This is a genomic window from Modicisalibacter sp. (genome assembly GCF_055145905.1).
In genome coordinates this window covers 1-18958 of sequence record NZ_JBSREH010000012.1, presented here as the reverse complement: position 1 = coordinate 18958, position 18958 = coordinate 1, and the positions used below count along the sequence as shown (strand labels likewise).

The 18958-nt window shown below is 64.8% G+C and carries 16 protein-coding genes and 1 tRNA gene; 8 read left to right on the top strand and 9 right to left on the bottom strand.

Translation table 11 applies throughout. The annotated features are described in order from the left end of the window. The 3 genes from ACTCB7_RS04695 to ruvX form a co-directional block, all read left to right on the top strand. The coding region (locus ACTCB7_RS04695; RefSeq protein ID WP_463005732.1) for a cell envelope integrity TolA family protein at positions 1-596 on the top strand (596 nt) is incomplete at its 5' end. A 14-nt stretch (positions 597-610) separates the two neighbouring features. Further along, positions 611-1168: a YqgE/AlgH family protein gene (locus ACTCB7_RS04690; protein WP_163650217.1), complete on the top strand. Its 558-nt coding sequence runs from the start codon at positions 611-613 to the stop codon at positions 1166-1168. Next, a complete protein-coding gene (gene ruvX, locus ACTCB7_RS04685) occupies positions 1165-1611 on the top strand; it encodes a Holliday junction resolvase RuvX (RefSeq protein WP_163650218.1) in 447 nt (148 codons plus the stop codon). Before ACTCB7_RS04690 ends, ruvX begins: the two co-directional genes overlap by 4 nt. A gap of 68 nt (positions 1612-1679) precedes the next feature. Here ruvX and pyrB read toward each other — a convergent pair whose 3' ends face one another. Further along, on the bottom strand, positions 1680-2711 hold the full coding sequence (pyrB, locus tag ACTCB7_RS04680) for an aspartate carbamoyltransferase (protein ID WP_163650219.1): 1032 nt from the start codon (positions 2709-2711) through the stop codon (positions 1680-1682). Between the two features lie 160 nt (positions 2712-2871). On the opposite strand from pyrB, the gene ACTCB7_RS04675 reads away from it, so the two are divergent. Further along, positions 2872-3726 carry an SDR family oxidoreductase gene (locus ACTCB7_RS04675; RefSeq protein ID WP_463005731.1) on the top strand — a complete coding sequence of 285 codons (855 nt, stop codon included), beginning with the start codon at positions 2872-2874 and terminating at the stop codon, positions 3724-3726. Positions 3727-3736: 10 nt separating this feature from the next. On the opposite strand, the gene ACTCB7_RS04670 is transcribed toward ACTCB7_RS04675, so the two are convergent. After that, positions 3737-4576 (bottom strand): IclR family transcriptional regulator domain-containing protein, encoded by an 840-nt coding sequence (locus tag ACTCB7_RS04670; protein ID WP_463005730.1) that lies wholly within the window; start codon positions 4574-4576, stop codon positions 3737-3739. A 111-nt stretch (positions 4577-4687) separates the two neighbouring features. Further along, complete coding sequence (uraD, locus tag ACTCB7_RS04665) at positions 4688-5215, bottom strand: 2-oxo-4-hydroxy-4-carboxy-5-ureidoimidazoline decarboxylase (protein ID WP_224416193.1); 528 nt, start codon at positions 5213-5215, stop codon at positions 4688-4690. 191 nt (positions 5216-5406) lie between these two features. On the opposite strand from uraD, the gene uraH reads away from it, so the two are divergent. The 4 genes from uraH (at position 5407) to ACTCB7_RS04645 (ending at position 8153) form a co-directional block, all read left to right on the top strand. Then, positions 5407-5760, top strand: coding sequence for a hydroxyisourate hydrolase (uraH, locus tag ACTCB7_RS04660; RefSeq protein WP_463005729.1), 354 nt, complete (start codon positions 5407-5409; stop codon positions 5758-5760). A gap of 53 nt (positions 5761-5813) precedes the next feature. Next, on the top strand, positions 5814-7106 hold the full coding sequence (locus ACTCB7_RS04655) for a urate hydroxylase PuuD (protein ID WP_463005728.1): 1293 nt from the start codon (positions 5814-5816) through the stop codon (positions 7104-7106). 132 nt (positions 7107-7238) lie between these two features. Then, positions 7239-7991, top strand: a complete 753-nt coding sequence (locus ACTCB7_RS04650) for a GntR family transcriptional regulator (protein ID WP_463005727.1) — start codon at positions 7239-7241, stop codon at positions 7989-7991. 85 nt (positions 7992-8076) lie between these two features. Beyond that, positions 8077-8153 (top strand) — tRNA-Arg (locus ACTCB7_RS04645). Between the two features lie 364 nt (positions 8154-8517). On the opposite strand, the gene ACTCB7_RS04640 is transcribed toward ACTCB7_RS04645, so the two are convergent. The 6 genes from ACTCB7_RS04640 to ACTCB7_RS04615 form a co-directional block, all read right to left on the bottom strand. Next, on the bottom strand, positions 8518-13272 hold the full coding sequence (locus ACTCB7_RS04640; protein ID WP_463005726.1) for a DUF3320 domain-containing protein: 4755 nt from the start codon (positions 13270-13272) through the stop codon (positions 8518-8520). A gap of 105 nt (positions 13273-13377) precedes the next feature. Next, positions 13378-13590: a hypothetical protein gene (locus tag ACTCB7_RS04635; RefSeq protein ID WP_463005725.1), complete on the bottom strand. Its 213-nt coding sequence runs from the start codon at positions 13588-13590 to the stop codon at positions 13378-13380. Further along, the gene (locus tag ACTCB7_RS04630) at positions 13580-16804 is read right to left on the bottom strand and encodes a type I restriction endonuclease subunit R (RefSeq protein WP_463005724.1); all 3225 of its coding nucleotides are present in this window, start codon (positions 16802-16804) and stop codon (positions 13580-13582) included. Before ACTCB7_RS04630 ends, ACTCB7_RS04635 begins: the two co-directional genes overlap by 11 nt. 443 nt (positions 16805-17247) lie before the next feature. Continuing rightward, entirely contained in the window at positions 17248-17904 is a 657-nt protein-coding gene (locus ACTCB7_RS04625; protein WP_463005723.1) for an SOS response-associated peptidase, read from the bottom strand. A 229-nt stretch (positions 17905-18133) separates the two neighbouring features. Further along, complete coding sequence (locus tag ACTCB7_RS04620; RefSeq protein ID WP_463005722.1) at positions 18134-18709, bottom strand: ATP-binding protein; 576 nt, start codon at positions 18707-18709, stop codon at positions 18134-18136. A gap of 68 nt (positions 18710-18777) precedes the next feature. Continuing rightward, positions 18778-18958, bottom strand: a 181-nt coding sequence (locus ACTCB7_RS04615; RefSeq protein WP_463005721.1) for a hypothetical protein, incomplete at its 5' end; no start/stop codon positions are given.

Below are 18958 nucleotides of genomic sequence, written 5' to 3'. Positions count from 1 at the left end.
CCGCGGCGACCGACTCGCCGGCACCGCCGCCCGAGCCGACCGCCCCCGATGAACCGGCGGCGCCTTCCGAGCCCCCCCCGGCTCCGGCGCCCGAGCCCGCGCCGGCACCGGATTCAGCACCGCCGCCGCCGTCTCCTGACGAGCCACCGAAACCGCGGCGTGATGCGTCGGCGGCGAGCGGCCGGGACCTGCTGGCCCAGGCCACGTCCAGCGTCCGCGAGCGCGGCTTCGACGCCGCCCCGGCCGGCGGCGGCGAGGGCGATGCCAGCCAGCGCGCCGCCCGCAAGGCCGCCGAGGCGCGCTACGAGGCGGACTGGACGCGGCGCGTGGAAACCTACGGCAACCGCTTCTACCCGGCGCCGCCGGATCTCGACGGCCAGCTGCGCATCCGCGTGGTCATCGGCCGCGACGGTCAGCTGCGCCAGGCAGAGGTGATACAATCCTCCGGAAAGCCCCGACTCGACCAGGCCGCCCTCGACACCGTGCGAGGCGCCGCGCCCTACCGGCCCTTCGACAAGGGCATGGGTGCGCGCGACAGCCTCACCATCACGCGGGTCTGGCGGTACGGCAAAGGCAACAATTTCGGCGTGCGCTGACGCCCGGGAGGCCCATGCAAAGCTTGCGCAACCATTTCCTGCTGGCGATGCCTCATCTCGAGGATCCCAACTTCGCCGGCAGCCTGAGCTATCTGTGCGATCACGACGATGACGGCACCATGGGCGTGATCGTCAACCATCCGCTGGAGCTGACGCTGGACGCCCTGCTCGAGCAGCTCGACATCGATGCCGATGCCTGCCCGGCGCGGGACCAGCCGGTCTACTACGGCGGGCCGGTGCATCGCGACCGCGGCTTCATCCTGCATCGCGGCAGCGCCGAGCCCTGGGACTCGAGCATCCAGGTCGCCGACGACATCGCCCTGACCACGTCGATGGACATGCTCAAGGCGCTGGCCCGCGGCGAGGGCCCGGAGCAGTTCATCGTCTGCCTGGGCTGCTGCGGCTGGGAGGCCGGCCAGCTGGAAAGCGAGCTCAAGGAAAACACCTGGCTGACCGTCGAGGCCCAGCCCGGCGTGATCTTCGACCTGCCGCCGGAACAGCGCCTCAACGCCGCCGCCGGGATCCTCGGCATCGACCTCAACCTGCTGACCGGCGAGGCGGGGCACAGTTGAGCGGCGAACGCCTGATCCTGGCCTTCGACTTCGGCACCCGGCGCATCGGCGTGGCGGTGGGCAACGAGCTGATCCGCCGCGCCACGGCACTGGAGCCGCTGCCGGCCCGCGACGGCATCCCCGACTGGGCCGTGGTGACGCGGCTGGTCGAGGAGTGGCGCCCGGACCTGTTCGTGGTCGGCCTGCCGATCGACAACGACGGCAGCGAGACGACCATGAGCACGCGCGCGCGCAAGTTCGGCAAGCGCCTCTACGGCCGCTACGGCAAGCCCTGCGAGATGGTCGACGAGCGCGGCTCGACCCGCGAGGCCAAGAGCATCGCCCGCGAGCGCGGGCATCGCGGCAACTATCGCGAGGAAAGCGTCGACGGCCTGGCCGCCCAGCTGATCCTCGAAAGCTGGTTTGCCGCCGGGGAGGGGCTACCGGCGCGCCCGCTCGGCTGACGTGCCTCCTGCCTGAATGCAACACGGCCGGCCCGCAAGGGCCGGCCGTGCGTCGTTCTGGACCGCCGTCAGAGCGTGCGGTCGTCGACGCCGACGGTCTTCGGCACGAACCAGCGCACGTCGCGCAGGTCCTGCTCGATCAGGTCCTCGACCTTGAGCAGGGTGGCGAAGATCGCCATGCGCACGGGGATGCCGTTGTCGGTCTGGCGGAAGATCGCCAGGCGCGGGTCGCCGTTCAGGTCGACGTCGAGGTCGTTGGTGCCGGGCCGGCTGTCGCGCGGCAGCGGGTGCATGACCACGGTGGTGGCGCTGCAGTGGCGGTCGAGAAACGCCTTGTCGACGTGGAAGTCCCGGGAGAGCCCGGCGAAGCTCTCGGAGAACTCCTCGGTGAAGCGCTCCTTCTGGATGCGCGTGGTGTAGACCACGTCGAGGTCGCTGAAGTCGCTGTCGAGGCTCTCGCGCTCCTCGACCCGGTGGCCGCGCGAGGCCGCCAGGTCGATCAGTGCGCGCGGCATCTCCAGTCCCGGCGGCGAGACCAGGGTGATGCGCAGCGGATCATAGAGCGACAGCAGCTTGATCAGCGAGTGCACGGTGCGCCCGTGGCGCAGGTCGCCGGTGAGCAGGATGTGGGCGCCGGCCAGGTGCTTGCCGAGGCGGGTGAATTCCTTGTCGATGGTGTAGAGGTCGAGCAGCGCCTGGCTGGGGTGCTCGCCCGGGCCGTCGCCGCCGTTGATCACCGGCACGTTGACCGCCTCGGCGAACTCGGCCACCGAGCCCTGGTCCGGATGGCGCATGACCAGGGCGTCGCAGTAGCCGCCCAGCACCCGGCTGGTGTCGTAGAGCGACTCGCCCTTGGCCATCGACGAGAAGGTGAAGCCGGTGGTGTCGCAGACGCTGCCGCCCAGCCGGCAGAAGGCGGCGTTGAAGCTCACCCGGGTGCGGGTGCTGGCCTCGAAGAACAGGTTGCCGAGCACCGCGCCTTCCAGCACGCGGGTGACCTTGCGGCGCTGGGCGATGGGCTCCATGCGGCCGGCGACGCGCAGCAGGTGGTCGACGTGGTCGCGGGAGAGGGAATCGACGGAAAGCAGGTGGGACGTCATCGGCATGGCCTCGCGGTCGGCAAAATGTCGGGCGCTAGTGTAGCGGCCGCGGGGCGTCTCGGCACGCTGTCGCGGCTTGAGTCGGCGCGGGGGCGCATCTACCTTGCAGTGACCGGCCGCGCCAGGGAGACGGCGCGACATGCACACAGGAGTGACGGCCATGAGCGAACGCAAGCAACCCCCTCAGGAACAGCACCGGCAGCCCGGCATCGAGGCCGACATGCGCCCCGAGCCGCTGTTCATCCGCGACAGCTACCGGGGCACCGGCAAGCTCGCCGGCAAGACGGCGATCATCACCGGCGGCGACAGCGGCATCGGCCGTGCCGTGGCGCTGCACTTCGCCCGCGAGGGCGCGGACTGCGTGCTCGCCTATCTCGACGAGGAGCACGATGCCGAGGACACCCGTGCGCGGGTCGAGGCCGAGGGGCGGCGCTGCGAACTGGTTCGTGGCGACGTCGGCGACCCCGGCTTCTGTCGCGAGGTCGTCGAGCGCGCCCGGGCGGTGTTCGGCGGCGTCAACATTCTGGTCAACAATGCCGCCGAGCAGCACGACTGGGACGATGTCACCCAGATTCCCGACGAGCAGCTCACGCGCACCTTCCAGACCAACATCTTCAGCCATTTCTACCTGGCCAAGCAGGTGGTGCCGCTCATGGGCGAGGGTGACACCATCATCGCCACCTCGTCGGTCAATGCCTTCAAGGGCAACAATACGCTGATCGACTACTCGGCGACCAAGGGGGCCATTCAGGGGCTGGTGCGCTCGCTGGCGCAGTCGCTGGTGGGGCGCGGCATTCGCGTCAACGCGGTGGCCCCGGGGCCGGTGTGGACGCCGCTGATCCCCGCCAGCTTCGATGAGGAGAAGGTCGCCGGCTTCGGCGCCCAGGTGCCCATGGACCGTCCCGGCCAGCCCGCGGAGATGGGCCCGGCCTACGTCTACCTGGCCTGCGAGGAGTCCTCGTACATGACCGGGCAGACGCTGCACCTCAACGGCGGCGTGATTCTCAACACCTGAGGGGCCGCGTCTACGACCAGTCCTCGACGCGCGGCATATGACCGCCGATCTGGGTGGTGATCTCGCGGGCCGCCCGGCTGACCATGCCGCCCAGTTCCGCCAGGCGCGACTCGGGGATGCGCGCCACCGGCCCGGATACCGAGATCGCCGCCAGCGGGGCACCGTGCTCGTCGTGCAGCGAGGCGGCCACGCAGTTGAGGCCGATGGCATGCTCCTCGCGGTCGCAGGCGTAGCCCTGGCGGCGAATCTCGGCCAGGCTCTCGCGCAGCCGGGCCGGGGTGTCCAGGGTGTTGGGCGTCACCCGGTTGAGGCCGCGGCTCTGCAGGATGCGCTCGACCTCCTTGTCCGGCAGCCAGGCGAGCAGCGCCTTGCCCACGCCGGAGGCATGCAGGGGGGCCCGCGAGCCGAGGCGCGTGATCATGCGCATCATCTGCGAGGACTCGCTCTGGGCCAGGAACACCGCCAGGCCGTCGTCGCGGATCGCCAGGTTGGCGGTCTCGCCGCTGTCCCGGGTGAGGCTGCGCAGGAAGGGGCGGGCGGTGGCGACGAAGTCGCGGGCCTCGAGGAAGGTGTTGCCGATCTGGAAGGTCTTGACGCCGACCTTCCACAGGCCCAGCTCGGCATCGTGGGTGATGAAGCCCTGCTTGTGCAGGGCCTGCAGCAGGCGATGGGTGGTCGAGGGGGCCAGCCCGACGATCTGCGCGATGTCGGACAGACCCAGTCCGCCGGGCGCCGCCGCCAGGCCCTCGAGGATGTTCAGGCCACGCACCAGCGACTGGCTGTGGCCGCCGCTGCTCTTGCCGGACCCGGCCGGCCGACCGACCGGCTTGCGTCGATTCTCTACTGTCACGCCCCGTTCTCCATTGCGACTCGGTCTATTGGCGCACAAGGATACACACTCCCGCCGGGGCTGTCCGCCGCCAACGGAAACGGCTTCCATTTTCCGGGTCGCAATGCGGCGCTAGCGGGTGACGCGGTCGTTCAGGCGCAGCAGGGCGATGCGGTGGATCTGTTCGATGGCGGTCCGCCGCTCTTCGTCGGGGGTATGCTCGAGGCGCTGCTCGAAAGCGGCCAGGATCCGGTGACGGTCGCTGCCCTTCACGGCCATCACGAAGGGAAAGCCGAAACGTGCCTTGTAGGCATCGTTATAGCGGTGAAAGCGTTCGTATTCGGCCTCGCTGCACTGATCAAGCCCGGCGCCGGCCTGCTCGCGGGTCGAGTCGGCGGTCAGGGCGCCGCTCTTGGCGGCCTTCCCGGCCAGGTCGGGGTGGGCGCGAATCACCGCCAGTTGCCGCTCGGTGTCGGCGGCGTCGAGCACCGCGGCCAGTGCGTCGGCGAGCCCCGCCGGGGTGTCGTGGCGGGCGTCCAGGCCGATGTCCCAGGCCTGCTCGGCGATCCACGGCGAGTGCTCGTAGACGTCGCCGAACTGGCGGACGAAGGCGGCACGATCCAGGGTGCTGGGGCGAGGGTCGAGAAGCGCGTCGGTCATTAAGGAGGCTCCTGATAGCGATGACAAACGGGGTGAGTCGGTGCGACGCCCCCAGTGTAGAACAGGTTAACCATTAAACTGTATACAAAAAAATTTTGAAATGTACTCTTTGTCGCGCTAAAACTGTCTGCATGCCTGCTGGGCGTGCATCGCGCCCCTGCCGACTTGTCGACTTTCAGGAGAGCTGACCGATGGGACGTCTGACCACCCATGTGCTGGACACCGCCCGGGGCACCCCGGGCAGCAACCTGCGTATCGAGATCTTCCGCCTGGAGGGCGACACGCGCACCCGCCTGGGGGAAGTGCACACCAACGACGACGGCCGCTGTGATGCGCCACTGCTGGAGGGTGAGGCTTTCACGGCCGGTGAATACGAGCTGCTGTTCCATGCCGGCGAGTATCTGGACGCGTGCCGGGTGCCGGGCGCATCACCGCGCTTCCTGGACCGCATTCCGCTGCGCTTCGGCGTGGCCGACGCCGAGGCGCACTACCACGTGCCGCTGCTGCTGTCGCCGTATGGGTACTCGACCTATCGCGGCAGTTGACGCCCGCCACGGGGCCGGCAAGCAATAACAATGCATAACACGAGTATTGGCTGATGGAAGCGTACCTCATCGACTTCGGAAACCTGCTGCTGCGCTGGCTGCACGTCATCGCGGCGATCGCCTGGATCGGCGAATCGATCTACTTCGTCATGCTGGACAACAGCCTGCGCCCGCCCAAGGCCGCCGAGGACCAGCAAAAGGGGGTCTTCGGCGAAATGTGGGCGGTGCACGGCGGCGGTTTCTACCATAACCAGAAATACGCCAGTGCCCCGGCCAAGCTGCCCGCGGACCTGCACTGGTCGTTCTGGAAAGCCTACACCACCTGGCTGTCCGGGTTCGGCCTGTTCCTGCTGCTGTATCTCGCCAAGCCGGACTTCTACCTGATCAATCATTCCAGCGACTGGGCCTGGGCGGCCAACCTGGCCGGCTGGCAGGCCAACCTGCTGGCGCTGGCCTTCCTGTTCGGCGGCTGGCTGGTCTACAACGAGCTGTGCAAGCGCATCAGCCCCAACATGACCCGGGACGGGCTGCTGAGCATCGCCGTGGCGGTGATGATGGTGATCGTTGCCTACCTCAGCACGCAGATCTTCTCGGGGCGCGCGGCCTTCCTGCTGACCGGGGCGGTGATGGCCACCGCCATGTCGGCCAACGTGTTCTTCTGGATCATCCCCGGCCAGCGGCGCATGGTGAAGGCGATGAAGGCCGGCGAGACGCCGGACCCGCTCGACGGCAAGCGCGGCAAGCAGCGCTCGGTGCACAACACCTACTTCACGCTGCCGGTCGTGTTCCTGATGCTCAGCAACCACTATTCCTTCACCTACTCGCATCCCCATGCCTGGGTGATCATGGTGCTGTTCATCTTCTCCGGGGCGCTGATCCGTCAGTTCTTCGTGCTGATGCATGCCGGGCGCATCCGTCCGGCCTATCCGGCCGCCGGCGTGGCGCTGATCCTGGTGGCCATCTGGTTCGCCGCGCCGTCGTCGGCGCCGGTCGACAAGGGGGCGGCCGACACCGGCAGTGCCCGGGCCGCGAGCGAGGCACCGGCGTCAGCCGATGCCGCGGCATCCAGCGCCTCCGCCGGCTCGTCCGCCTCGGCCGAGGCGCAGGGAGCGCTGGCGCGCATCCAGCCGATCATCGAGGAGCGCTGCACGGTCTGCCACTCGAAGAACCCGTCGCACGCCGCCTTCACGGCGGCCCCGGCCGGGGTCATGTTCGATACCCGCGCCGAGATCGAGCGCCAGATGGCGCAGATCAAGCAGGTCGTCGGCAGTGGCTACATGCCGCTGGGCAACATGACCCACATGACCGACGAGGAGCGTCAGGCGATCGCCGCCTGGGGTGAGTGAGTCGATCGCGTCAGGCGGTCCGCCGGTCTGCGGCGGGCCGCCGTCGCGTGCGTGTGGCGGGTAAGTCGTCGCTCGCGGTCATATCCGTATACAATGGGCCGTATCGATGACAGCCGATACGGGGACCCGATCATGACCGAGCAGCCATCGTCGGAGGGCAGCCAGGTACCGGCTCGCGGCGAGCCGGCAAAGCGTCGCCGCGGCAAGAACGGTGACGGCGCCCAGCGCCACGATGCCATCTACCGCACCATCAGCGATGCCATCATCGAGCATCGCCTGCGTCCCGGCGCCCGGCTGCGCGAGGATGCGCTGGCCGATGTCTTCGGGATCAGCCGGACCGGCATCCGCAAGATTCTCCAGCGCCTCGCCCATGAGCACCTGGTGACCCTCACGCCCCGGCGCGGCGCCAGCGTCACCCGCCCCACCGCGGAGGAAGCCCGCGACGTCTTTGCCGCCCGGCAGATGGTCGAGTGCGGCATCATGGAGGCCGTGGCCCGGCGCATCACCCCTGCCGACGTGCGCGAGCTGCGCGAGCTGGCCGGCCGCGAGCGTCAGGCGCTCCGCGATGGCGAGCAGAGCACCGCCATCAAGCTCTCCGCCGCCTTTCACGAGCACCTGGCCCAATTGTCCGGCAACGCCACGCTGGCCGAGTTCATCGGCCGGCTGTGCTCGCGTTCGTCGCTGATCCTGGCCGTCTACGGCAGCGCCGGCCATCTGGGCTGCGAGTCCCACGATCACGACGAGTTGATCAACCACCTCGAGGCTGGGCGCGGCGAACGGGCCACCGCCTTCATGGGCCGCCACCTCAAGGCGATCGAGGCCTCGCTGTCGATCGAGGAGGAGCAGGAGGAGACTCCGGACCTGCGCCAGATCTTCGCCCTGTAACGGAGAGCCGTGTGGCACGGCGCTGGACACCTCGCGGCGCAGCGGTTAGGATACGGCGCGTCGATACGTCGAACGTGTCGGCCATCCGCCCTTAGCTCAGCTGGATAGAGCGTTGCCCTCCGGAGGCAAAGGTCATAGGTTCGAATCCTATAGGGCGGGCCAAAAGTTACTGCAAAAACCGCCACTTACGGATAATACCGGGTGGCGGTTTTTCGTTGGTGGGTGCGCCGGGTGACATATAGGTGACACGCATCCGGACGGGCCGATCAAGCAAGCCCCACGAGTCATGCGTGTACGGGGCCGTGTCCTGATAACCACGGCGGCGCCCGGGGTCGCCAACTCGGCTGCCTGGAGGGCGCCTGATCGAGATCGGCGACTCACCGCCACAAGACGAAACAGGAAGCCGGCCGGCCATCCATCTGCTCATCGGCTGCCACCGAAGGAAGACAGCTGGCTCAGGCGACTCTTTCACTCCTGCAAGCATGTCCTGTCCAATCCGCTCCTTCGGTACATGGAGTTAAAGCTGCTAGACATGTTCGTGAGCCGTGGGGTCGGCCAGCTGCAAACGCCCGTTGCGCTCCTGCACCTTACCCTGGTCATGTAGCTCACGAAGCACGGTTTCGACACGCTGGCGAATCGGCTTGGTCAGACGCTTGAAGCCAAGCAGGTTGATGGCCGCTCCCATCGCATCCACTGGCTCGATCGAGACACTGTCTTTCAGGGTGAGCATGAGCGCCTGCTCCAGTTCACTGGTCGGCACGAGCTCAAACTTGCGCTCACTGGCCGGCAGGCTGCTCCAGTCGCGCCGAGGCGGTACCGCCCGTTCCGGCGTATTCAGGAAGTCCCCCTGACGCTGTAAACGTCCCTGACGCTCCAGCGACTGACTCTCGGCCTCGACCCGACGCTGGATCCGCGCCCCGGCCCGCTGCAGGCCTGTCGCGTCGGTCAGCCTCGAAAGCAGCATCTTGATGTGCATGGGGCCTTCGTGTGCCACCACCCGATGAATGGCCTGTTGAAGTCGGTCACGGGGGATTTCCTCGAACTGGCTGTCAGCGGGCGAGAGTCCCAGGGTGTTGGTGTTCACTGGCGCGTAGGCCGGGATACCGGGCGCTGCCTGGGAGGCAGTCTCTCGCTTGATGCTGGCCGAAATCGCCGGTGGCTCAGCCGCGTCGTCGTCGGTCTCCATGGGGAGGCCCGGGGCGTCTTGAGGGCTTTCACCCGAGATGGCCTCCTCGGCGCCGGGGCTCGTTGCTTCAAGGGCTTTCTGATGGCGCTGCGCGGCCTCGATGGCCTCCTTCAGGCGCTGGGTCTCGGTCGCGGCATTACGGAACCACTCGGTGCTCCAGATGCGGTGGAATCGCCAGCCCAGACCCTCCAGCACCGACTGCCGTAACCGGTCCCGATCCCTGGCCACGGCGCTGCTGTGATAACTGGCTCCATCACATTCCACGGCCAGCAGGAAGCGTCCCGGAGCCTCGGGATCACGTACCGCCAGATCGATGAAGAAGCCCTGACTCCCCACCTGCGGCTGGACCTCGTAGCCAAGATCTTGGATGGCTCGCATCACCTCCCACTCGAAGGGCGAATCCGGCTCCCTGTCCGTCATCTCGTGGGTCGGCAACTCTCCCGTCTCGGCGTACTTGAGGAAGGCGTGCAAGGCACGGATACCGAACGGCGATGACTCGGTCACCTTCAGCTCGTCGGCCTGGAAGTTGGCAAAGACATCCATGGCCAGCCGTGCGCGGGAAATCAGCACGTTCAGGCGTCGCTCGCCGCCGGTCTTGTTGATCGGGCCGAAGTTTTGCCCCAGGCGGCCCGCCGACGTCCGTCCGTACCCCACACTGATGAAGATCACATCACGTTCATCACCCTGGACGTTTTCCAGGTTCTTGATGAAAAATTCGTCACCGCCATCGTGGTGGTGGAAGAAGTGTTCGAGCTCCTCATGCTCGCGGCGCAGGCGCTCCACCTCCAGCAGAATGGCTTCGCGTTGCGCGGTACTGAAAGCCACCACCCCGAGCGACAGCTGGGGCGACTGTCGGGCGTGCTGGATCACTGCCTCGGCAACGGCTCGGGCTTCACCGGCGTTGGTCCGTGAACCGCCCCGGTCGTAATGGGTTTCCGGCAGGTGGCGAAAATGCAGGCCCCTGGCCTCCGGGTGGACGCCCGGGCTGGGAAAGATCAATAACTGATTGTCGTAGAACTGATCGTTCGAGACGGCAATCAGGGAGTGGTGGCGACTGCGGTAGTGCCAGCGCAGCATGCGTTCCGGCATGCCTTGCGCCTTCATCATGCCAAGGATGCTCTCCACGTCGGCCGTGGCGCTCTCTTCGGCCTCCTCGTCACTGAGCTCGACAGACTGCCCGAAGAAGTTGGTAGGAGGCATCTGCTTGCTGTCGCCGACCACGACGACCTGACGGCCACGCAGGATGGCGCCCAGGGCCTCGGGGGCCGGGATCTGACTCGCCTCGTCGAAGATCACCAGGTCGAAGTCCAGGTTGCCTTGAGCGAGATAACCCGCCACCGACATCGGACTCATCATGAATACCGGCTTGGCCTGCTGGATGACGGCCCCGGCTTCACGCAGCAATTTGCGAATGGGCAGGTGGCGGCGCTTCTTGGTGAACTCCCGGCGCAGGATATCCATTTCCCCCGGCGCATACTTGGACGGGAGGTTGGCATGCAGCCGCTCGACCAGCGATTCCTGGGCGTACTGGAAGCTGGCCCCATCCAGCTGATTGAATTCCTGAATGAGGCGCTCGTGAGTCAGCCGGTCGAAACGTGCCAGGCGCGGGCGCTCGACATAGGCATGATCCACCAGGCCGCCGAAATAGCTCAGTTCCAGCCATGCGCTCAGGGCACGCGGTGCATGAGACCAGCTGGCCAGGGTTGCCGTCAGGTGCCCCAGCTCGGCTTTCTCGAGATCTTCGCTCAGCTGATTGAAGCGGACCACGGCATACAGTTGAGCGGTGTGCCGCCAGCCGGCAAGCCGCTGATGCCAGGTGTCCAGCGTCAACGCCGAGACTTCCTCGTCCCATTCAATCTGCCGGCACAAATCCTGAAGCATTCCCCGGACGCGCTCCGACTGGGATTGCAGCGCCTCGACCTGGTTTGCGTGTTCACGCAGGTCCGGATTGCCATCCAGGAAGGCTGCCAGCCCCGCCGGCAACTCCCCTTTGCCGATCGCCTCGTACAGATCGATGATCCACTCGGCGAGCTGCGCCAGCACCGACCAGTCACTTTCCTCGCCCTGCCACTGTGCCCCGAACAGGGTCTGACAGGTGGGGGACAGGCGCTCCAGTGTCTTGCGGTGTTGCTGGGCTTCCAGCAGCTCATCCACCCAGCCCAGCCAGTCTACCGGCGTGCCCGTCAGCTGCCCGCGGGCATAGCCTTTCAAGGTGGCAGTGGCACGCCGATACTCGCCGGAAAAGATGCGCCACCACTTGTCGGCCCGTCCGGCGAGCCCGGTGCGAATCGGCAGCAGGTCGGCGTCATACACCGCCTCGATGAAACGTGGCTGCATGGCGTCACGGGTGCGTGATAGCGCCTGACCGGCAGCGATGGCCTGATGCACCTCGTCACGACGGGCCTGCCACTGCTCGGTATTTACCCTTACCCCGGCCAGGTGCGGGGCATTGAGCGCTCGCTTGCCGGCCCGCTGAAGGATGGCAATGTCATCGAAGTCCTGCGGAATCGGCAGCTGCATGGCCTGGGCGAGGCTGACGGCATTGTCGTTCAGTTCCGTCAGTTGATCGGCGGCCTGCTGAACCCGCTTGCGAAGCGCCTGTTCTTCGCCGGGCGACAGGTCATGGCGCCGCGAGTCACGGTAAGGATTCTCGGAGGGCGGCCCGTACTCGGCCAGATAATCACCCATGGCATCCATGGCACGCTGCCCTCGCGCCAGCTCCTGGGGGCCCCAGTGGCGGAGACGCTCGAAGTCGATCCGCTGCAATGCCTGCAAGCGTTCATCACGCTGGAGCTGCAGCATTTTCCCCAGTGCCGTCACGTAGTCGGTCTGCGAGGCCAGGATAGGTCCCCGGAGCTCTTCCACATAGCTATCCAGTGACTCGCGCACCTCGCCGAGACGCTGATACTCGCTTGAGCGATCCGGTACCCTGGGGCGCCCGTTATCGAACACGCGGCGCAGCGAATCGAGGACCGCCTTCTTGTTGCTCTTGTGGCTGTGCAGCTCCAGCACGGCATCGCCGAGATGACACTCATCCAGGCGTGACTTCACGACGTCCAGGGCCGCCATCTTCTGGGCGACGAACAGGACCTTCTTGCCGCGCGCCAGCGCCTCTCCGATGAGGTTGCTGATCGTCTGCGACTTGCCGGTTCCTGGCGGCCCCTGGACCACCAGGCTGGCGCCTTCCATCACCGCGAGAATGGCCTCGAGCTGGCTGGAGTCGGCATCCTTGACCAAGTGAAGAGTCTCGGGTGTCTTGAGCAGGTCATGGCCGGAAGACGCCTCGAGGCGCTCGGCATCCTCGCGGTATCCGGTCTCGAACAGTTTCTCGAGCTGAGGGTGTTCCAGCAGTTGGTGAGAGTCTGGCCAGTTGTTCGGATCCAGATCGGTATACATCTGGAACTTGCCGAACGAGAAGAGCCCCAGCCGTATCTGATCGACATGCACCTTCCAGCGAGGGCGATCGGCGATCGTCTGCTGGACCTGGCCGAAGTAATCCACCAGCGACGTCTCTTCGTCGAATTCGGGAAGCGTCAGGCGGAAGTCCTGCTTCAACCGGGCGGCCAATGCTAGGTTGCCGCCCATCTCAGCATTGGTGAACGACAGCGTAAAGCCGGCGCGAGCCGACTCCCGCTGAAGCTCCACCGGCAGCAGGATTAGTGGCGCATAACGCGGTGTGTGGGCGTTCTCATCCTCGTACCACTCCAGGAACCCCAGCGCCAGATACAGCACCTCGATGCCCTGCTCCTGAAGCAGGGTATGGGCTTCGTTCTCCAGCTTGATCAGTCGCGTGTCCAGCTCGCGAGCCGGCAGGCGCGTCTGCAGATAGAGGTCGCTGAACCGCTCCTCGCCCTGTTCCTGCGCGAGATACGCTTCCAGGGGAGGAAGAGGCTCCTGCTCCTCGTCCTGCTCCGCAGCCAGCTCATCATCCGAGTCGGATTCGTCCTTCTCGTAAGCCTCCGGAAGCGGTAGAAAGCGCATGGCCTTCTTTTCCTCGACCAGAATGTTGGCGACCTCGGTCGATCGCTCGTCCACGATGTCGAGGAAGCGCTTGTTGTTGGGCACATGCAGCAGCGGATTCCCACGCAGCCCCATGTCGAGGAGCTCATGACGAGCCAACTCCAGCTTATTTTTTAATGCGAAGGAAACCATTTTTCACCGTAAATATAGCCGCGAGCCACACAACAAGACCTTTTTGACCTAAGGCGAAACGCTTATCTCAATGCTGCTTAGATGCAAGTCTATAGAGTTCAATGAATCATTGACTTGCTTAGCGAAGGCGAGATCTTCAGCCCAATTCAGCTCTGAACGAATTTCACCAAGCTCAGCTTTTACATCAGCAAGCTGATTGGAGATGTTCTCATTTACTTCAATGAGACGAGAGAGCAGCATTTCGATATTTTCAGTATCCATTTTTCCCCCTTTCATGATTTGACGTTGTCTTTCTATCCGCCAGCAGCTTGAGTATCAGCAGAGCGAACTCGCGACCGGTCTTCTCGTCCTCCAGCAGCGGCATTGACAGTTTCTCGTGATCGCTCATGGCGTCCAGCACGGCGTCGGTGACCCGCTTGGGGAAGAGGCCGTGCATGACCTGATCCTCGTCGTGGTGCCGGATCTGGGCCATCACCGCTTCGTCCCGCTCGATGCGATCGGCAATGCCATTGGCGAAGTGCAGCTTGTCGTCGTCGCTGACTTCGGCCCCATAGAGGTCGTTCAACTTGTCGATGATCTCGTCGAGGCGCTTCTTCTCGGGGTCATGGGGCTTGCCGGAGCCGACCTCGCTGATCGGCTGAAGGCCGTAGTCACCCTGCTCCTCTTCCAGGCGAAGCTGGTGCTCGGCGCGTTTGGTCAGCCGGTAGTGGGTTAGCTCAAGTTCACTGACGTCGATGGTGTCTTCCTCGCTCCGATCGGTACGCAGCAGCGGCTGGAGGTGCTTGGCAAACACGCAGAGCTGCTCCAGCTCGCGGTCGTCGAAGTGCACGATCTGCGACAGGAACTCATAGGTGCGCACGAAGCTGGCGAGGTTCTTGCGGAACAGGTCCAACTCGTCACGGGTGGTGCCGGCGTCCTTGAGCTCCTGATCGGCGCGGTGCATGCCCGCCTGATCGCCTTGTTGCTCGGCCTGCTGTCGCGCCGCCTGCCAGGTCTGGATCTGATCGACGATTGCCTTGTAGCGCGTGGTGAAGCGCTCCTTGGCCGGCTTGCAGTAGTAGCTCAGTTGGGTCGCGGGCGCCTTGGGATCGAAGAAGGCCTTGGCGAAAGCCTCGACCTCCTCCCAGTGATAGATCCCGCTGGCATCCAGGGTCTGCTGCAGGTCGTAGACCACGTTGACGTCGGAGACATCGGCCAGCTCGGCCTTGCGGTAGTAGGGAGTGAAGGCGCCAAGGACTTCCTCGGGGTCGTTGAAGAAGTCGAGGATGAAGGTTTCCTTGCCCGGGAAGATGCGGTTGAGCCGTGACAGGGTCTGCACGCAGTCCACGCCCTGCAGCTTCTTGTCCACGTACATGGCGCACAGCTTGGGCTGATCGAAGCCGGTCTGGAACTTGTTGGCCGCGATCATGACGTTGTAGTCGTCGGTATCGAAGGCCTCGGCCAGATCGCGCCCCTTGAGGCCCGGGTTGAGCTTGGCGCTGGTCTCGGTGACCTCCTCCTCGATCACCTCATCCGGCAGCACGCTGCCCGAAAAGGCCACCAGCGGGTGCACGTCCTGGTAGCCCTTCTCCTTCACGTAGTGGCGCATGGCGAGCGCATAGCGCACGGCTTCCTGACGGCTGGCGGTGACCACCATGGCCTTGGCCTGACCATCCAACAGGTGCTTCACGTTGGCCCGGTAGTGCTCGACGATCACCTCCACGCGCTGCGCGATGTTATAGGGGTGCAACCGCACCCACTTGGCCAGGGTTCGCGAGGCCTTCTTGGAATCCACTTCCTGATCGTCGCCGTCCGGGTGAGCAAGGCGCCAGGCGGTGCTGTAGGTAACGTAGTTCGTGAGCACATCGAGGATGAAGCCTTCCTCGATGGCCTGGCGCATCGAGTACAGGTGGAAGGGCTCGGGCTTGTTGTAGCTGCTGGGCGGCAGCTCGGGGTCGGGCACCCGGCCGAACAACTCCAGGGTCTTGGCCTTGGGGGTGGCGGTGAAGGCGTAGTAGCTGATTCGCTCGCTTGGCTTGCGCGCACTCACGGCGGCATCCATCAGCGCCTCGGCACTCACTTCCTCCTCGTCATCGGCCTCCCCAGCGGCGGTCAACAGGGCCTTGAGCTTGCTGGCCGAGGAACCGGTCTGGGAGGAATGCGCCTCGTCGGCGATCACCGCGTAACTGCCCTCGGCCAGCTGCGGGCGCTTGTCGAGGGCATCGAACAGCGCCGGGAAGGTCTGGATGGTGACGATAATGATGCGGGTGTTGGTCTCGAGCGCCGCTGCGAGCTGCTCGGACTTGCTCTGGTTGCCGATGTCGCGGGTGATAGGGCAGACCACACCATGGGCATGCTCGAACTGGTAGATGGTGTCCTGCAGCTGGCTGTCGAGCACCGTGCGATCGGTGACCACGATCACCGAGTTGAACTGTTTTTGGCCGTTCCCGTCATACAGGTTCGCCAGCTGGTGGGCCGTCCAGGCGATCGAGTTCGACTTGCCCGAGCCGGCGCTGTGCTGCACCAGATAACGGCGCCCCGGCCCCTCGTCGCGAGTGGTCTCGACCAGCCGGTTGACCACGTCCCACTGATGAAAGCGAGGGAAAATCAGCGTCTCTTGGGTCTGGCGGCGGCCGTCGAAGTCTTCCTTGGTGACTTGCTCCAGGTGCAGGAAGCGGCCCAGGATCTTCAGCCAGGCATCGGGCTGGAAGACCCGATCCCACAGGTAGGCGGTGGCATAGGTGGCATCATCGGGTGCCGGCGGGTTACCGGCGCCGCCGTCTTCCGTGCCCTGGTTGAAGGGTAGAAAGAAGGTATCCTTGCCGGCGAGCCTGGTGGTCATCGCCACTTCTTCCTGGCTGACCGCGAAGTGCACCAGGGCGCCGCGCTTGAAGGTCAGCAGCGGCTCGGGCTTTCGGGTCACCGGATCCTTCACCGGGCGGTCGTAGCGATACTGGCGCTTGGCGTTCTCGACCGACTGCTTGAAGGCGCTCTTGAGCTCCAGGGTAGCGACCGGCAGGCCGTTGACGAACAGCACCAGGTCCAGACGCGGGTTATAGCCTTTCCCTGCCCCCTGAGCGCTCCCTGAGGCACTCTCGCGGGCGTGGGGGGAGTAGGAGACCTCGGGCACCACTCGCAGCCGGTTCGCCCGGTAGCGGGCCTGGGCGTCCGGATTCATGCCGTGGTCGGGCTGGAAGCTGCACAGTTCGATCCGGTTGCCCGGCACCTTGAAGCCGTGGCGCAGCACCTCGAGGGTGCCGGCCCGCTCCAGCTGGCGCACCACGGCCTTGATCAGCGCCGTCTCGGGGGCCTTGGGATGGGCCTTGGCGAACTTGTCCCAGCGCTCGGGGTAGGCCTCCTGGAAGTAGCCGATCAAATCCTCGGGGTAGACGGCATTGACCCGGTCATAGCCGCTGGCCTGGCCCACGCGCCAGCCGTTGGCGGCCATGGCATCGATGATGTCCTGCTGGAACTGCGCTTCCCTGCTGTCCGCCATGTTATCCCCTGCGCTTGGCGTAATGATGTGTAACAGCCTAGCGTTTCAGGGATATTAGGAGAAGGCTACCTAGGACGATGCATGGCCCATAGAGGGCGGACTCTCCCGCCTCCAGGGAACCCCATTTCGGTCACATGGTTGGCGTGGTGATCGCTGCGCCTGATCCACCGCTCCCGGCAATGTTGAAACTGAGGCCCAGGCTGCCATCGCACAGCCTGGGAAAAAGTAACCCCCCAAGGTGCGCTTCCATGAGAGGCGTGGGGGGTGTTGTCGACTGAGATGATAGCTGAACACAGCAACCGAGGCGAATGGATCCCCATGCACCGGTGGGCAGCCCCTCGGCTGGTTTAGTTCTTTCTCTGAAAGTGGCCTTTAAGGGCGATTCCAAGCGCATTTCTAAACTGCACCTCGCCACCGAGTACCAGAACAGCACTGATGTTGCTTCAGCTTACCGCCTCGATCAGAACCGGATCATCCTCCACCGGCTTGTTGACTCGAGTGCTCACCGGCCAGTGGGTCAGCCGGTCATGCGGAAGATGGTGGACAAGGTGGCGGATCGTTTCGCGCTCCGCCAGCTCGGGATCGAGCCAGGGCTCAAGGCTCTGCTGATCCAGGATCAGCGGCATGCGCGGGTGGATCGCCTTGGCGACGCCGCGGGCGGGCTCGGTGAGGATGGCGCAGCCGGGTTTGCCATCCGGGCGCTCCGTCCAGATGCCGGCGAACCAAAGTAGCTCGCCGTCGCGGCGGGTCAGGTAGTAGGGCTGCTTGCGGTCTTCCACGGCCAGCCACTCATACCAGCCATCAGCTGGCACCAGGCAGCGGTGATGGGCGAAGGTGCCGCGGAAGTAGGGTGAAGTAGCGACCTTCTCGACGGTGGCGTTGATGGGCTGCGGGGCCTTGTCATCGGCCCAATGGGGCCAGTAACCCCACCACAGCGCATCCAGGCTCAGCTGGCCGTCATCGTCATGCCGGCGCACAGCCGACATCCAGGTGCCCGGCGGGACGTTGTAGCGGGGCGTCAGCTCACCCTCGGCCAGCGGCAGCTTGAGGGAGGCTGCCAGGCTAGAAAAATCGCTGTAGAGGGCGAAGCGGCCGCACATAGTAAGGCATTGCTCAAGTAAGAGGCGTGAGAGGTGTCGTTGGTCACCCCATACCCGTTGACGGTGGGAGGAGTCTGGCAGCCTAGCCAGGAGCATGGCTCGTCAAATACCCATCAAACAAACCAACCCAGGATTTACGCTCACTACCCATTGATTTTAAAGGATTTTGTTACACCGGCCTCGTCGCGCACACAGTAGACCGTCAAATACCCATCAAAGAACGCCACCCTCATGCCCAATGGGGGAGGTAGCGAGCGTTCTTCTTGCCTTGCTCAGGGTCATAAGGCTTGATCACCTTTGCCTCCAGCGCATCACGGATGATTCGTGATGCTGTAGCACTGTTTCTGGATTCGATACCGAACCTCTCGCGAAGTGAGGTGTTGGTCATCTGCTCACGCATGACGTACTTCAAGCAGGCATGCAAGTAACAGGCATGAACCCTTTCCTGCTTGTCCATGCTCCGGAGCTCGCGGTGAGCAAAAAGGACGACTCGAAGTGAACCATCCGGGCGTTCCCAGCGAGGCGGAGGAAGCTGATAAAACTCGGTTTCAAACACCACCTTGTCGACACCGCTGCCTCTCTCTTCACAGATACCGACTCGCCGCATGAAAGATGCCAGGGCCTCGTTTCTGGAGCGAGGCGGGCTATCGAGAAAGCGCTCAATTTCGACCAAGGGCTCACCGGGGTTGGTTATCTCCAGGCGGTCATCGAATATCTCCACCATCGGCCCCGCCCCACCAACAGAAAAATCCTGGTGGATGAGCGCATTCGCAATCAGCTCACGCACTGCCAGGTCAGGGTACATAGGAACATCCTGTCTCAATGCTTTCCCTATCACCTCATTCCTGGGAAGCAAGGCCGACAAGTACTCGATCAGCCCTTCGAATCCAGATGCATACCCCTTTCTTCCTTCTTGCTCTCTGACAGTATGAAGCCGCCCTTTCCCTTTGTAGACACCTGAATCCGTGATGCCGGCGTCGACACTTTCCCTATCGCCGTCAGCGAGCATTTTTTGACCTCCGATTCCGTCTCAACCGCCGAATGCATCTCTGCC

What these genes read in the sequence shown, in the direction of transcription:
- ACTCB7_RS04650 (WP_463005727.1), top strand. Translation starts at nt 7,239, where the DNA reads ATGACCGAGCAGCCATCGTCGGAGGGCAGCCAGGTACCGGCTCGCGGC.
- ACTCB7_RS04690 (WP_163650217.1), top strand. Translation starts at nt 611, where the DNA reads ATGCAAAGCTTGCGCAACCATTTCCTGCTGGCGATGCCTCATCTCGAG.
- ACTCB7_RS04640 (WP_463005726.1), bottom strand. Translation starts at nt 13,272, where the DNA reads ATGGGGCTGCGTGGGAATCCGCTGCTGCATGTGCCCAACAACAAGCGC.
- ACTCB7_RS04620 (WP_463005722.1), bottom strand. Translation starts at nt 18,709, where the DNA reads ATGTACCCTGACCTGGCAGTGCGTGAGCTGATTGCGAATGCGCTCATC.
- uraD (WP_224416193.1), bottom strand. Translation starts at nt 5,215, where the DNA reads ATGACCGACGCGCTTCTCGACCCTCGCCCCAGCACCCTGGATCGTGCC.
- ACTCB7_RS04630 (WP_463005724.1), bottom strand. Translation starts at nt 16,804, where the DNA reads ATGGCGGACAGCAGGGAAGCGCAGTTCCAGCAGGACATCATCGATGCC.
- pyrB (WP_163650219.1), bottom strand. Translation starts at nt 2,711, where the DNA reads ATGACGTCCCACCTGCTTTCCGTCGATTCCCTCTCCCGCGACCACGTC.
- ACTCB7_RS04675 (WP_463005731.1), top strand. Translation starts at nt 2,872, where the DNA reads ATGAGCGAACGCAAGCAACCCCCTCAGGAACAGCACCGGCAGCCCGGC.
- ACTCB7_RS04655 (WP_463005728.1), top strand. Translation starts at nt 5,814, where the DNA reads ATGGAAGCGTACCTCATCGACTTCGGAAACCTGCTGCTGCGCTGGCTG.
- uraH (WP_463005729.1), top strand. Translation starts at nt 5,407, where the DNA reads ATGGGACGTCTGACCACCCATGTGCTGGACACCGCCCGGGGCACCCCG.
- ACTCB7_RS04625 (WP_463005723.1), bottom strand. Translation starts at nt 17,904, where the DNA reads ATGTGCGGCCGCTTCGCCCTCTACAGCGATTTTTCTAGCCTGGCAGCC.
- ACTCB7_RS04635 (WP_463005725.1), bottom strand. Translation starts at nt 13,590, where the DNA reads ATGGATACTGAAAATATCGAAATGCTGCTCTCTCGTCTCATTGAAGTA.